General features: G+C 55.5%; 20 protein-coding genes. 17 read left to right on the forward strand and 3 right to left on the reverse strand.

What is annotated here, in order from left to right; all coding sequences use genetic code 11:
- The 4 genes from APH36_RS32380 to APH36_RS25350 all read left to right on the forward strand — a co-directional run.
- Window positions 1-193, forward strand: a 193-nt coding sequence (locus APH36_RS32380; protein WP_374754810.1) for a hypothetical protein, incomplete at its 5' end; no start/stop codon positions are given.
- 823 nt (window positions 194-1,016) lie between these two features.
- Window positions 1,017-1,424, forward strand: a complete 408-nt coding sequence (locus APH36_RS25340; RefSeq protein ID WP_023383673.1) for a glyoxalase superfamily protein — start codon at window positions 1,017-1,019, stop codon at window positions 1,422-1,424.
- 78 nt (window positions 1,425-1,502) lie between these two features.
- The gene (locus APH36_RS25345) at window positions 1,503-2,294 is read left to right on the forward strand and encodes a hypothetical protein (protein WP_023383674.1); all 792 of its coding nucleotides are present in this window, start codon (window positions 1,503-1,505) and stop codon (window positions 2,292-2,294) included.
- Between the two features lie 130 nt (window positions 2,295-2,424).
- Complete coding sequence (locus APH36_RS25350) at window positions 2,425-2,634, forward strand: hypothetical protein (protein WP_023383675.1); 210 nt, start codon at window positions 2,425-2,427, stop codon at window positions 2,632-2,634.
- A 267-nt stretch (window positions 2,635-2,901) separates the two neighbouring features.
- Here the strand turns inward: APH36_RS25350 and APH36_RS31835 are convergent, their stop codons facing one another.
- From APH36_RS31835 to APH36_RS25365, 3 genes are all read right to left on the reverse strand, one after another.
- The gene (locus APH36_RS31835) at window positions 2,902-3,150 is read right to left on the reverse strand and encodes a hypothetical protein (RefSeq protein WP_023383676.1); all 249 of its coding nucleotides are present in this window, start codon (window positions 3,148-3,150) and stop codon (window positions 2,902-2,904) included.
- 327 nt (window positions 3,151-3,477) lie between these two features.
- A complete protein-coding gene (locus APH36_RS25360) occupies window positions 3,478-3,894 on the reverse strand; it encodes a hypothetical protein (RefSeq protein WP_060501053.1) in 417 nt (138 codons plus the stop codon).
- Window positions 3,895-4,116: 222 nt separating this feature from the next.
- Window positions 4,117-4,446, reverse strand: a complete 330-nt coding sequence (locus tag APH36_RS25365; protein WP_023383678.1) for a DUF6388 family protein — start codon at window positions 4,444-4,446, stop codon at window positions 4,117-4,119.
- A 125-nt stretch (window positions 4,447-4,571) separates the two neighbouring features.
- Between APH36_RS25365 and APH36_RS25370 the strand changes: the two genes are divergently transcribed.
- From APH36_RS25370 to APH36_RS25435, 13 genes are all read left to right on the forward strand, one after another.
- Entirely contained in the window at window positions 4,572-4,829 is a 258-nt protein-coding gene (locus tag APH36_RS25370) for a hypothetical protein (protein WP_023383679.1), read from the forward strand.
- A gap of 267 nt (window positions 4,830-5,096) precedes the next feature.
- Complete coding sequence (locus tag APH36_RS31840) at window positions 5,097-5,321, forward strand: hypothetical protein (protein ID WP_135002593.1); 225 nt, start codon at window positions 5,097-5,099, stop codon at window positions 5,319-5,321.
- 75 nt (window positions 5,322-5,396) lie between these two features.
- Window positions 5,397-5,801 carry a hypothetical protein gene (locus APH36_RS25375; protein WP_023383680.1) on the forward strand — a complete coding sequence of 135 codons (405 nt, stop codon included), beginning with the start codon at window positions 5,397-5,399 and terminating at the stop codon, window positions 5,799-5,801.
- A gap of 430 nt (window positions 5,802-6,231) precedes the next feature.
- Complete coding sequence (locus tag APH36_RS31845; RefSeq protein ID WP_135002592.1) at window positions 6,232-6,579, forward strand: hypothetical protein; 348 nt, start codon at window positions 6,232-6,234, stop codon at window positions 6,577-6,579.
- Window positions 6,580-6,643: 64 nt separating this feature from the next.
- Window positions 6,644-6,823 (forward strand): hypothetical protein, encoded by a 180-nt coding sequence (locus APH36_RS25380; protein WP_122227898.1) that lies wholly within the window; start codon window positions 6,644-6,646, stop codon window positions 6,821-6,823.
- A 409-nt stretch (window positions 6,824-7,232) separates the two neighbouring features.
- Entirely contained in the window at window positions 7,233-7,700 is a 468-nt protein-coding gene (locus tag APH36_RS25390) for a hypothetical protein (protein ID WP_023383682.1), read from the forward strand.
- A gap of 494 nt (window positions 7,701-8,194) precedes the next feature.
- A complete protein-coding gene (locus tag APH36_RS25395; RefSeq protein WP_139139836.1) occupies window positions 8,195-8,551 on the forward strand; it encodes a hypothetical protein in 357 nt (118 codons plus the stop codon).
- A 373-nt stretch (window positions 8,552-8,924) separates the two neighbouring features.
- Window positions 8,925-9,509 carry a hypothetical protein gene (locus APH36_RS25400; protein ID WP_023383684.1) on the forward strand — a complete coding sequence of 195 codons (585 nt, stop codon included), beginning with the start codon at window positions 8,925-8,927 and terminating at the stop codon, window positions 9,507-9,509.
- A gap of 352 nt (window positions 9,510-9,861) precedes the next feature.
- Window positions 9,862-10,164, forward strand: a complete 303-nt coding sequence (locus APH36_RS25410; protein WP_023383686.1) for a hypothetical protein — start codon at window positions 9,862-9,864, stop codon at window positions 10,162-10,164.
- Window positions 10,165-10,388: 224 nt separating this feature from the next.
- The gene (locus APH36_RS25415; protein ID WP_041925829.1) at window positions 10,389-10,664 is read left to right on the forward strand and encodes a hypothetical protein; all 276 of its coding nucleotides are present in this window, start codon (window positions 10,389-10,391) and stop codon (window positions 10,662-10,664) included.
- 392 nt (window positions 10,665-11,056) lie between these two features.
- On the forward strand, window positions 11,057-11,356 hold the full coding sequence (locus tag APH36_RS25425; protein ID WP_023383689.1) for a hypothetical protein: 300 nt from the start codon (window positions 11,057-11,059) through the stop codon (window positions 11,354-11,356).
- 20 nt (window positions 11,357-11,376) lie between these two features.
- Window positions 11,377-11,904 (forward strand): hypothetical protein, encoded by a 528-nt coding sequence (locus tag APH36_RS25430; protein WP_023383690.1) that lies wholly within the window; start codon window positions 11,377-11,379, stop codon window positions 11,902-11,904.
- A gap of 94 nt (window positions 11,905-11,998) precedes the next feature.
- Window positions 11,999-12,289: a hypothetical protein gene (locus APH36_RS25435; RefSeq protein WP_041925792.1), complete on the forward strand. Its 291-nt coding sequence runs from the start codon at window positions 11,999-12,001 to the stop codon at window positions 12,287-12,289.
- Window positions 12,290-12,322: the final 33 nt, after the last annotated feature.

The raw sequence follows: 12,322 nt of genomic DNA on the forward strand, positions 1-12,322 counted from the left end.
GGAGGTGATGCAGGTTGCTCTTTATGCGGGTCAGGAAATGATGGCCATCACCGATGATGCAGGGGCTTTCGAGTTGGATTACTTGGGCCACATTGGCAGTGGATTTGCCAGCATCGAGGACGCAAAAGCAGCCGCGCCGGAGTTCGCTCGCGCCGTGCTGGAGCGCCTGCGCAATCTCATTCAGGACGTGTAGGAAAACGAAGTGGCCGCGTGTTGATTCGCTGCGCTGAGTGATCAACTGCAAGCCGATCGCTTGCGCGTTAAGGCGTGTCATGTTGCGGCGCTGGAGGAAGTGACGAAAGCGGGTAAACAGGGGCATGGTCAGCTCCATCTGGAAGGTGGACAAATAGTCAGCGGCGGCGAATGGTGCCGCTTCGGCAGAGGGGCCCCTGAGCATCAATCGATCATCGCACACAAGGTCCCGCTGGACGTCCTGCTGAGTGTTCGGCCACGATCCATTCCCAGTAGCGGCGGAAGGACTTGTCCAAACCCGATTCAGGTATCAGGGGTTGCCAACGTAGCAACGACGCGCACTGTGGCTCAAAACCGTCCCAAGCCCAATGCCTGTGATAGAGGGGTAAGCTGCAGCCCGTAGGTGCACCATAGCTGCCACAGGGCAGCCTGGACGAATCCTGGGCGGGTCGAGCCCTTCGCGGCCGCCAGGTCATCAATGTAGAGGCGATCGAGCAGCGGGATGACGCCATAGCTGATTTCGCCTTTCGGCTGCGCACTGTCAACAGTTGCACACCGATCGCATAATGATTCAGCAGGGGTGCTTGGCGACGATGCTGCCGCGACTGCGAGTGCTGTGGAGCTGGAGGGCTATGGCTAGGTTTCCTGAGTGTTGTGCTTGATTGTCGCGGTGGTCTGCAATAGCCTTTGGGGCAGGGCTATTTGCTGCCTGCCCCCTCCGCCTCAATGGCATGGTGAGCAAGGTTTAACTCGAATGGTGATTCTCACCGGCAGGTCCAACGGAGGGACGACGCGCACCGCGGCCGGAACAGCGAGAAACCATCATGTCTACGATTGAAACTTTCAAAATGCAGGCCAAGCGGCTGTGCGGTCACCTCTCCCGCCAGAACATGCCTATCACGCATAGCCAAAGCCTGGAGGCTGTAACGGCCATGCATGGCCATCGCGATTGGAACACTGCGCTAGCTGCGATGAGTCGGGCACCTGTGATTTCAACACCCTTGCTGCTGGAAGTGACCCGAGACAGTTCGCCCGAGTATCTGAATACCTCTTTACAAGCGCTATTGCGCCTGGCACCGGTTGCAATCCGCTTTCAAATGGCGCCGGACCTCCGCGTCGAATTGGCGCGCGAGGCACACATTATGGTCGATCAGGTCGAGCGGGCAGGTATCACTGCGCTTCGAAGTAGCGGAGCAGTAGGTGCTGTTGATGATAACAGCATAGGCAAATAAGTTTGGTTGTAGAAAAAGGGCGTTATTTAAACGCCCTTGAAGGACTCTGAGAATCGTAATCCAAACAGGAAGCGCGGAATGCAACGTTTTGAGCAGCAGCTAGACGCCCTCAATATGCGTGAGGTGTGGGAGCGATTGCCGATAAGCCTTCGCTCGATTCCAAAACTGATACATGACTCAACCGGCATCGAGCTTGAAGTAATGCATAAAGCTGACTGCCTTGATCCACTGGTTAACATCGATATGGCAACAGCGGCGTTTGAAATCGATGGTCATCAGCAGAGAGTTATGCTTTGGTGTGACCCATTGACCGCTACGGAATCCGTTATCGGGCATGAACTTCTTCACCTTCGACGTGACATCTGCGAAGGCCAGATAAAACTCATGCCCACTAGATTCTGTGATCCCGCAATGTCCAATATGGCCTATCAGCTGGAAAATGAGATGGAGCACATCTTCATTATCCCGGAAGAGATCAGCCTTTTTTCTGATGCAGAGGATCGTTGGGCAAAAGATTACGCGGATGTGATCAACCGAATTATGAATCGTGAGAAGCCAGACAAGACTGAAATGGTTTTGGCGTGGATGCAAATCAGAAATTCTCTGCCAAACCACACTGACCTGGCGAAGAAATTCGGCCCTCACATCTATGCCCAAGGAGAAATGTGGGCGCAAGAGAGCCAAAGTTTTAATGACGTGGCAAAAGAAGCGAAGGACCAAAATAATAAAAGAAGGCTCCTCAGCTGGATGATGGAGGCCATTCACACATGGCATCCTGATCATAGAGATACTGTGGGATACGGAAGCTGGCAGATAACGGGTGCCGGCCTGAACTTTGAGCCGATGGGTGTTGGCTTATTACCCGACTAGACGCGTAAGCTTAAGACCCACGGATTTTGTCTGCCCGAGCTGGGGCGTACAAGAAAATCTAAGATTAATGAGGACAGTAAGCTTTGTCAGTGACTACACTGGGCCATCATCTACGCGAGGAGCAGCACCGATGGCGATTGAAGACGTAACAGAGCTGACGCAAGTGAATGGCCAGACCCAAGCTCAACGACTGCTGGATGAAGGGTGGTGTATCTTGGCAGTGTGCGTGATCCAGGATGGCAGCAGCCAATATGCCGAGTATCACTTGGGACGTGCCAAACCATTGGATACGGCAGTGGGCCCTGGTGTGCTGATCGGTAAGACGCAGCTCAAGGGCTGATCTGCTACGGTTGCAAAATGACTACACGAAGCCCCGGCCTGGTCGGGGCTTATCCATTTTAAGCTCCGAACAGACCAACCGATCAGGGAGTCAAATTGGACTGTGACCAGCCTGCTAGAAGGGAGTGTTGCCTTGTCCAATTCACAGCCCCGTCAGTTTCGAGGCTCAGAAAGTCTCGCGGCCGAACAGCGCTCTCGCGATGCTGTGCGCCCATTTTTGTAGGCTTGCGGCTTCAACGTTATAGAGGATCGCCGGATCCCCACTTGTTCAGCATCCCAGCAAATTGTCGATTTCCACACGCCCGATGGCCAGCATGTCAAAGCCCGGGTGCGCCTGTGCTGGCGCCGGGATGGTCGTAACCTGAGTGAGCAAAAGTACTCTGCTGCTCAGTTGACCGCTCACCTCCGACCCGGTTGCTGGGACGCCATCCTTGAGCATGTGGTGGGAGGAGATCTCGCCCAGGGCGTCAGCCACGCCATGCTGTTCCAGCGCCATTGCCGATCGTCGTGACGCCATTCTAGGACCTCCTAAACAAAGAAGGTCCGATCATGAACGCAGCACCAGAAGCAATTTATCGGCAGGTGGACGAAGACCAGGTCACGTTCTGGGTCGCAGTCGACGGGCGAGGTTATCGAGCGTGGGGCACCTTTAGGGGGCGGGACATCAACGCCCGGGGAGGATCTCGATCGGCCGCAGTAGGCGAGTGGCTTCGAAAGGCGAATTACGCAGCCAACGAGTGATGTCTCGGCAGAGGAGCGTAAGGGAGGATCCTCGACCGCTCCTCTGCCCCTGCGTGCGCCTGTAGTGCAGGGCAGCATGGAAGCAGAGTGTGTGCAGACCAGGTTAATCGAAGGTGGGCAGCCCCGCGTACTCGATGAACCGTTCAAGCACCGCTCGTTCGTCCGATGATGTGGCCGTTCCCCCATGGCTGGCTTTACCGCGGAGATCTATTTCCCAGGTGGAGTCTTCTGGGCCGATATACACCGCCGGGCGGCCATCTGGAAACTGGTCTGCCGTCAGGTCAACAATCACCGAATCCACAACGAGCCACATATGTGACTTGCCATTCCGGTTGGCGTTTACAGTGTCGGCCTTCGGGCCGCCTGGAATGCTGTTGAGATAATCGCCTAGGAGTTCCGAGGTCACTGCGCAGCATGCGCTAGGGAAATCCATCATGTGCTGCGGAAGAATGCCCAGGGCTTTCTGTTTGTCGAGCGATGCACGGAAGTCATGCGCGATCTTGTGTAGCTCAATCACCATACTGCGAACCATCAACGTGAGTGGGGCGGGGGAACGCCTTTGGGGCGCCCACAAAAAAGCCCCGGGAGTTCCGAGGCTTTTGACTTTCTTAGCCGTAACGCTAAGGAAGGAGCAGCAGGGCGAGATCACGAAGCGGCTGTTACGAGCAGCAGCATGAGGTCACCGCGCATCGAGGGCTAACTTACAGTACCGGCAGGACGGTTTCAACCAATACCGAATCGACTATTCGCAGAGTTGATTCATGGCTCTGTACTCCGACCAGTCGATACCAAGCGCGTCAGCCATTTGCCGATGGCGCTGGATCCGCCACTCCTGGGCTTGCTGTGGGGATTCGGCGACTAACTGAATGACGAACTCATCCAGCTCAATGCCCCGCCTCTCGGCTGCTTCAGCGAACACCCGCACCCGCTGAACTTGGCGGTACTCCTCAACCGTCATTCCGCAGGCCTCGATCACCCCAGCGCTAACCGCTTCAATTTTTTTCATTGCCTGAGGGTTTTCAGCGAAGTACTTGTTGCGAGCTGCGTCGTACCGGTTTTCGAAGGTCAGCATGCCTCACTCCCTGTTATGTGAATTCAACGCTGCGAGGCAGGGGATGCCCCAGATGCGCCAGTGCAGCGTAAGTTTACCGTGGAATGCCGTCACAGATGATGGCCCTGGGCGAGCCGATGTAGCTGATGACTGCGGAGCCAGCGCCGGGTCCAGCAGTTGAAAGGGTAATACAGCAGATCAGCCAGGCGGCCATCGCCATTGCTCACACCTACTTGGCCGGTGTCCTGGAGCGGGCTCGGGCAGCGACGAGCATCGACGATGCAAAACACGAGTCGAGCGTGGCCATCGGCTATGCCATGCTCATGGCTGACCTAGGGATGCTGACCGAAGACGAGTACATGGGCAAGCGTAGCGAGGCGCTGCAAGCCGTGGAGCGGCAATAGTGTCGGCAACCCAGGTAACCGCCGGTACAGCCGGGCGGCCTAGGAAACGTGTTGACGGCACGCACCTAACTTCTCCGGCCGTGGTTCGGGCGACGACGACGAGCCTGCTACAGAAGCAAGGCTTTTGGAGGCAAATATTGTCGTATAGGCAAATAATCATTGTTAGAGATTGTCCTATAGGATAATCTTTATTCATCGGGCAAGAGTCCCCTGTTGCCATGACTCTCATTACCGATACAGCAGGCGTACACTGCTACGTGGACGTCGATGACCTACCCATCGAAAAGCGCTTTCAGAGCGCGTAATTTCAAAAAGGAAGAGACCAAAATGTCGGAGCATACACTTTATTTACTGGGCTTCCTGGGCCTGGCCCTCGCTTATTTGGCGGCGTTTTTCTGTGTGCCGGCTGGTGTTCGGCGGGTCATGAAGTACATTGCCGCCTGCCTGTTTGTGGTTGGGGCCACCTTCACTGTCTACGGACTTCAACCCTGACCCAGTAGCTGACTTTTTCACGTGCTGAGTGGCAGTACCTGTTGCTTCTGCCTCTAGCCAACGGAGAATCACTTTTTGAAAAGCTTCACGATCTCGATCGCCTGGCTGATGCTGGTGCTCTGGTGTGCGATTCGAGTAGGTTTCGCTCTGCAAACCATTGAGCCGGCAGTTGCTCTCATCACCGACCCGTCAATTTGCCAAGCCGCGGGTGCTCCCGTCGTTAATGGCCTCTGCCGGGCTGAAGGGCGGATTGAGGGTGGGCTCGACGATCAATGGCATCTGCACACTGCAAGCACACCGGCCGAGGGTGTAACGCTACCAAAATCCGTCAGCCTGTTGTATCAGGTCGACTCATACCAGTTCCGCGGTGGTGCAGTAGCCGGCTATGGGCTGGCCATCCTGGCCTTTATCCTGGCGGCCCTGCCAGCTGTAGCCAACGCGTTGAGCATTTCTCGCAAAGCGCGCATTTCAGCTTGTTGATGAAATTTCGTCGGGCGTAGCGCAACATCAAGCGCACTCACAGACTGGGGCTGCAACGCTCTTTGAGCCTGCAGGATAAGCATTGATTGCTATGGAAATGGTACATGAGTAACCACCCAACGCCGCCTCGCCGGCGAACGACACAGCATGAGCTTCTGCTGTGCTTTGCATTAGTCATGCTCGGTTGGCAGGGATACTTGTTCCACTTGCAAGCTGACACAATTGATTCGTTCCGCGGTTACGAGTGGCCTTCGCTATGGCCGGGCGGAGTGGCTGCAATTGCTCTGATCTTGCTGGTGCGCTCGATTAGGCAGTATCAGGCGGCAGTGCGATCTGCTAAATGGATTCGCCGCGATGGTAGCCGTCTTCCGTAATCTGCTGGAAGTTACTCCCCGGCCGGCACATGAGCGGTTTTTTTGAGGGAAGCACCATGACTGAGCGATATGGGACTGATCAACTGGTTGGTGGGGGTTCGCTCGGAGCAGGTGACTCAACGAATGTTAAAGTCCGAATGAAGCCAGCTGCTCGCCATGAGTGGATCATTCAATGGATCCGTGAAAACGGGGACGCTGATGTCCTCAACAGCGAATTCGTCGACGCATATGTCTTCACCACTGGCGCGACATCCGTCGCCCTGGGACTAGGTGCTGATCGCTGCCGGCAATTGGGTCGTGATCTATCCACATTGCATGACGCTCAGCGCCTTACGCGTTGTCGTATCGGCCTGAAAGAACACTATATGGGCATGCCCAATTGGGTTTATGCCTATAGCCTTTAGGTCTTCTCTCACAGAGCCCATTTTTCCTTCGGCGCATGACACACAGATCATTGAGGATCTTCACATGCAAATCAAAACGGCCACCACCTATCGCTTCGTGAAGAGTGGAAACCTTGTTCGAACGATTGAGGCGACATCCTACGGAGGCCGAGGAAATTGGGTTGTAGCCCGGCTCGACACGGGAAAAGAGATGGTTGTCGCCGGCAAGGCGTTGACTGATCAAAATCACCCTGACTGGTCGTGAGAAATCCGTCTCGGCCAGTTACACTTCATGCTGCAGCTAGGCCAGGTCTGAGGAGAGGCGTGAGCTTCGCGCCCACAACGTGAGGTAGGTATGAGCGAGAGCGAGAATTACAGTCAGCTAGACCAGGATCTGGAGGCTTTCGGCGAAAGATGGTCTATCGAGTACTCGATCATCTGCTGCCAGGGTTGCCACTCCAGCCAAGCTGTTGATCAGGCGGCCGAATCGTTCACACATGAGGAAGGGTGCTCGAACGAAATCGAAAGCGCGCAGCATCCATGGCACGAGCTCAAAGCTTTGCTTCGTGACCTGCCTCGCCTTGGCTAGTAAAGCGGGTGGTCAATTTCTTCTCCTACCCTGGCCTCAAACTGGGTAGTTGGAATCTTGGTTAGTTTTGGTGTGCAAGCATTTTATGAAAGCAATTATCTTCGCAGCTTTGGCTACATTCTCGATTAATGCTGCAGCTGCAGAGTCAGTCAATATCAGCACCGAGCTCTATCGCAATGGAGAGCTTGTTTCCCAGCCTCATGTTGTTGCTGTCAGCGGCTCCCAGCGTCCCTACAAAAACGTTGAGTACAGGAAGTTCAGGGAATTAGTTGGTAATAAAGTTCGGCTCGGACGTCTAGAGCTAGGCACAACAGCCTACTTTACGCCAGTTATCACTATCGATGGAGACATCCGTCTCACCATGGACGTCAACTACGTACGCCTGAATGAAATGAAGGCCGACAAATTCGGTAGTCTCGCCGTCGACTTCCCTCAGACTGATGGCTTCGTGTATAAAGGAACCGATATTATTCCCAATGGTGGTAAGCGCGAATATAAATCTTACGATAATGGGGAAGAGTACATTTACGTCGTTTCGGCCACAAGGCAATAAGTGCATGCATTTCCGGCTCTTACGCTGAGTATACTTAGCCAACTGGCGCCGGGGCTCTTGCGCCAGCGTCAGTGCATCCGCCTGGCGCTGCTGGCAGTATGCGACCTCCCTCCTGCAAGCACTCCCCTCCCCACGATATTGATCTGAAAACCCTTCGTCAGTATTGTGCGTACGTGTTAAGAATCAATTAGTGCGCATGGATCTTTATCCGCTATCTAAGCCCTCAGCCCCAAGGCTGAGTTGGGTTCGAAAATCAAATTCATGAGGGGAACGTCCACGTGCGATCAGCAACAGAGAAGGAATGCCCGGGATGCAAGACGCGACAGAAGTTCTATGCGGGCAATGTCTGTCACCAGTGTGAGATCAAGCTTCGAGATTACCCATCGCTGAAAGCCACTGTGGACCAAGCCTCAGGCGGCTCGGCGGTACGCCTGCATTTCGGGGCCCGATTGGCGTTGCCAATGGGGTGCTACAAACTGCCTGGTAGCGAGCGTATGGCTGAAGCCTTGTCTGAACTTGTGCGAGCATCGTTCCCCACCGAAGAAGTCAGTCCTGGAGAAGTGACTGATCCTTGGGTACAAAGAGGTGCGGGCCGGATGTACAGCGGTGATGGCTTCTTCGAGGTGCGTCACCGTGACACCCAGCTTTGCGACTTCATCTCAACCGTCCCCCGTGAATTTCAAGAGGCCCTTCGCAAGTTCCTCTTCGCCACCGATGCAGTGTTACGCGAGAGCAACGCGGAGGGGAGGGTGCAGGGGCAGAACCTGCTGTTCCAATTGAACGATGGCAGCTTGTCCCTGGACGACTTCAACGTTCGGCTAACGCAGGCTCAGAATGGCAATAAGCGATAACCCTGGCCCCCGCAGCACAGCATTAGAAGCTGGCAGTGCGGCGGGGAAGAGGGCCGAGGAGTTGCCCAGGAAATTACCCGTAAGCTGGCCGCTGACGTCGGTGCCGGCGCCAATGAGGAAGCCATCATGACTGACGCACCTGTACTCGCCGTGCGCCGATGTGCGCCGAACCCCATAGAACCAGAGCACTCGCTTTGTGGCGACGCGCCAGAGGCGGTCGAGCTCGGCATGGCGCCGGAGCCGTTCGAGCCAGCCGGCAAGCGATCGATTACCTGCCGGCGCTGCTGTGAGGCAATACGCGAAGTGAAGGCGATACGCAATCGTCTGGAGCCACAGAGCGCATGGCTGGGCGATCGGAACCATTACCAAACCCATGAGCATACGCAGAGCTTTCGGCGACATAGTCGATCTGAGTAGTGTTGAGAGTGGGGGCTGCCTTGCCCGTATCGTCTCCGGGCCTGCTGATTGCAATGTCTGCACCGGATTTGTGGTGGGCGTCTTTGACGACCCAAATTGCGTTGAATGGAAGGTCTTGGAGGCCTTGGATGTGCACTTGAGCCCTACCGATAAGGAATTCCACCTCGTTTCCGAGTGTGTGATGCGCGATGCTGATCATTTCACGCCCCTGAACCCTGTGACCTCCTCTGGTCAGTGCCCGGCCTGTGCAGGGACAGCCGTGGTTAACGAATGGCAAGAGCTGTTATCAGGCACGCTGAAGGCATACAAAAATCTAGTGTGCGGCTGTGGCCACTGGCACGGGGACACCGGAAATCTTGGCGAGTACCAATACCTGGAAGACATTGATGACTGGATTGCTTGGCACCAGATTCACATCGAGCAGGAACTCGCCGAGTTGGAGTGGTTGACCCCCGAGGACTTCCTGGGCTTCGTGTTGGGTCTTCAAAAAGTACATTCCTCCTGTAATGTTGATGGAATATCGAGGGACACACCATCATGACCACTCCACCGGTGATACAGGCGCAACTGCAAGCGGCATTCCGCGCTTTGCGGCCTGGGCAGCTCTCACAAGGCCGCTTCGCTATCATGGCTCACGTCCTCGGTGAAAATGGGAAACCTGCGTGTGGAATGGCTCTGGATCTGGTGAATGCAGAACCCGCCGATCGTATCCAGGTAGCGGTGCGTTGCCGGCGGCCAGGTTGCTCCAGGCGCTGGCCAGATACTGATCCTCTCGATGAGCACTTCTTCTGCAAAGACCATTCTTGGCTCAACGATCTCAAATCAAGCGTCTGATCGGCAGACCCCGGCCGCCACCAATAGAGGCCGCTAACGCATCTTGGGAGAATAACTGCATGTCGATGGAGTTTCGAAACCTGGCGGGAAACACTGTGATGATTGATCTAGGTGCTGAAGGTCAACTAGCCTTTGCATTGCCTGACCCTGCCGCCGAGCCAGGCCTTGGCCAAGTTGAAGAAGTACGCCTTCTGCGGAAGCAGATCGAGGCGCTTGTTCGCAGCAGCGGGGATCCGGCTGAAGCAGCATTGAGCATATGCGTCTTGCTCGATGAGCACCTGGGATTAGCTGAGGAAGGGTTCTTTGACGATGACGATGCGGTCCAGGATGCGATCCTGGCTGCCCGGGCGGCAGATGAGTGAGGAGCTAATACTCCGTGGTGCCGCTGGTGCCGCTGGTCCGTTTCTAACCCTAACCAAGCATCTCACCCCGCACCTCGATGATCGCGCCGCCCAGGGGCGACGATCAGTTCAACCAGCCCTCCAACTCTGAACTCCCCATTCTGCGCGCTATCGCTGCAGATCGGGGGATTGGCTTGAGCTCAAAGCCATCGCATACTGTTCGCATATACAGTATAGGGGGCAGTATGTTTTGGGATGACGAGCCGTTGCCAGAGGTGCCCGCCGACATTCTCGCCCAGGCCGCGAAAGGCGCCGACTCGGGGGATATCGGCGACCGCGAGCGTTCAGCTTTGCAGCGGGTGATCGCTATCAACCAGCGGCTATACCGCAGGGCCTGGGAACTGGAACGCAAGGTAGAAGAACTGGAGTCCCATGGGCAATCCATGCGGCAGCAGATTGTAGGCCTGGTCCAACTTACGCGACGACTGGGATACGAACCGTCTACGAAACAGCCCCGCTGATCGGGGCCCCGCCGGCCGCCTAAGCCCTAAAACACGTTGAATAATGTTCATGTCTTGGTATTATGCATACGTGTTATGTATTGTCCTGTGGCTGCGCTTCAGGCTTTCGAGATCCAAATAGGTGCTCACGAGCATGGAAGGAACCCTTCAACAAGTTACCCCGTGTCGAAAGTGCAACAGCCTAAGCGGCTGGTACGAGAAGAGAATTTGCAAGTACACGCAGATCTTCGAGGCCAACGGGGACGCCTTCGACGCCAGCAATATGGTGCGAGTTCGAGGCGGCGCTCGCCGCTTCTGTGTGCAGTGCCACCGCGACATAACCGATCAGATACAGGTGGTCGTCGCGTAACAACTCAGTCCAAAATCCTTTCAAAAACCAGAGAGAGACACGAATGAACAAGTCACAGGCACTGCCGCGAGAAACCTACATGGATCGCAACGGGCCTTGGATCCGCCCATTCTTCGCGGCGATCCTGATTCTGTTGGGGCCTGCGCTGATGCAGATCATGAATGCTACCCCGGCCTGGCTGCCAGCCTGGGCGTCGACGTTGGGTGGGGCAATCGGCTTCGTCTTTGCCGGCTTCTATGCGGTCAAGACAAACACCATTTCCGCATTGGTAGTTCGAGTTCTGGCGAATGCGCTGTGGCTGATGCTGATCGCTTACCTGGTTGTCAAAACCATGGCCCATTGAAAGAGCGGGGATCAACGTCCATGCGGGATCCGCTGAAACTGCTCCTTTTCTTCCCGGTCATCCCGATGGTTTGGGGCGGCCTGCAGTTGCACCTGCAATACCTAGGGTGGATTCCCCAACAAAGCCTGAAGTCGATCGTATGGATTATCGCCTTGAGCCTGGTGATGGCTCTCCTAGTTGCTTGGGTGCTCAAGAAGTCATCCTCCCAGGAGCGACTCACGCTTGAGATGAAGCTGAACAGTGTTGTCACTGGCGGAGGAGAGTCCTTCACCGGAGCGTTCTCATCGGATACCCGGTTCTTGGCTGATTTGGAGGAGTTCCAGAATGTCCTCCACGCTGTTGCGTGGCGTGATTCTCGAAACAATGGCTGCTTCAGGGCCTGGCGCGAACGGGCAACGGTCAAGATCTGGCCGGGGCCATTGGGGATCACTGAAATTGAGCTTGAGGTGGTTACCAGGGCCCTAGCTGCAGAATTCACCTCCCTGGAAGTTAAGGTGATGGGAGCGGCCTGTGAGGTCCCATCGCCAGCATTGTCGGTCCAGTCATGAGCTCAGTACACGAATTTTGGTGTCCCAAGTAGGCACATGTGCCTACAATGCAAAAGTAGGCACATGTGCCTATTTTCAGATGTTTGGAGGATTGATGAACGACGAACAGCGGGAAGCCAACCGGCAAGCGTTTCTGGCGCTGCTGAAACAATTTAACGTGAAGCAAGGTGAGAGTGCGGTGCTCATCAATGCCGTCACCCGGCGGCCATGCTCAATTCGAACTGTTCGCTCTTGGCTCAACGATCCGACAAAAAAATCATCCCGGCCTTGTCCATCCTGGGCGGTAAAAGCCTTGCAAGATGGGATTGTGTACATGCAGCAATTGATGGAGCGTCGAGAGCAGCAGCAAGCCGCGAAGCTGACAGCTGGAGACACCCCTAGGTAGGCACATGTGCCTATCTTCGTTATGCAACAGCTC

It is taken from the genome of Pseudomonas sp. NBRC 111133, from assembly GCF_001320605.1.
Classification (GTDB): Bacteria; Pseudomonadota; Gammaproteobacteria; order Pseudomonadales; family Pseudomonadaceae; genus Aquipseudomonas; species Aquipseudomonas monteilii.

Coding starts and splice junctions, on each gene's coding strand:
- APH36_RS25340 (WP_023383673.1), top strand. CDS start 1,017: ATGTCTACGATTGAAACTTTCAAAATGCAGGCCAAGCGGCTGTGCGGT.
- APH36_RS25345 (WP_023383674.1), top strand. CDS start 1,503: ATGCAACGTTTTGAGCAGCAGCTAGACGCCCTCAATATGCGTGAGGTG.
- APH36_RS25350 (WP_023383675.1), top strand. CDS start 2,425: ATGGCGATTGAAGACGTAACAGAGCTGACGCAAGTGAATGGCCAGACC.
- APH36_RS31835 (WP_023383676.1), bottom strand. CDS start 3,150: ATGGCGTCACGACGATCGGCAATGGCGCTGGAACAGCATGGCGTGGCT.
- APH36_RS25360 (WP_060501053.1), bottom strand. CDS start 3,894: ATGGTGATTGAGCTACACAAGATCGCGCATGACTTCCGTGCATCGCTC.
- APH36_RS25365 (WP_023383678.1), bottom strand. CDS start 4,446: ATGCTGACCTTCGAAAACCGGTACGACGCAGCTCGCAACAAGTACTTC.
- APH36_RS25370 (WP_023383679.1), top strand. CDS start 4,572: ATGACTGCGGAGCCAGCGCCGGGTCCAGCAGTTGAAAGGGTAATACAG.
- APH36_RS31840 (WP_135002593.1), top strand. CDS start 5,097: ATGACCTACCCATCGAAAAGCGCTTTCAGAGCGCGTAATTTCAAAAAG.
- APH36_RS31845 (WP_135002592.1), top strand. CDS start 6,232: ATGACTGAGCGATATGGGACTGATCAACTGGTTGGTGGGGGTTCGCTC.
- APH36_RS25380 (WP_122227898.1), top strand. CDS start 6,644: ATGCAAATCAAAACGGCCACCACCTATCGCTTCGTGAAGAGTGGAAAC.
- APH36_RS25390 (WP_023383682.1), top strand. CDS start 7,233: ATGAAAGCAATTATCTTCGCAGCTTTGGCTACATTCTCGATTAATGCT.
- APH36_RS25395 (WP_139139836.1), top strand. CDS start 8,195: ATGGCTGAAGCCTTGTCTGAACTTGTGCGAGCATCGTTCCCCACCGAA.
- APH36_RS25400 (WP_023383684.1), top strand. CDS start 8,925: ATGAGCATACGCAGAGCTTTCGGCGACATAGTCGATCTGAGTAGTGTT.
- APH36_RS25410 (WP_023383686.1), top strand. CDS start 9,862: ATGTCGATGGAGTTTCGAAACCTGGCGGGAAACACTGTGATGATTGAT.
- APH36_RS25415 (WP_041925829.1), top strand. CDS start 10,389: ATGTTTTGGGATGACGAGCCGTTGCCAGAGGTGCCCGCCGACATTCTC.
- APH36_RS25425 (WP_023383689.1), top strand. CDS start 11,057: ATGAACAAGTCACAGGCACTGCCGCGAGAAACCTACATGGATCGCAAC.
- APH36_RS25430 (WP_023383690.1), top strand. CDS start 11,377: ATGCGGGATCCGCTGAAACTGCTCCTTTTCTTCCCGGTCATCCCGATG.
- APH36_RS25435 (WP_041925792.1), top strand. CDS start 11,999: ATGAACGACGAACAGCGGGAAGCCAACCGGCAAGCGTTTCTGGCGCTG.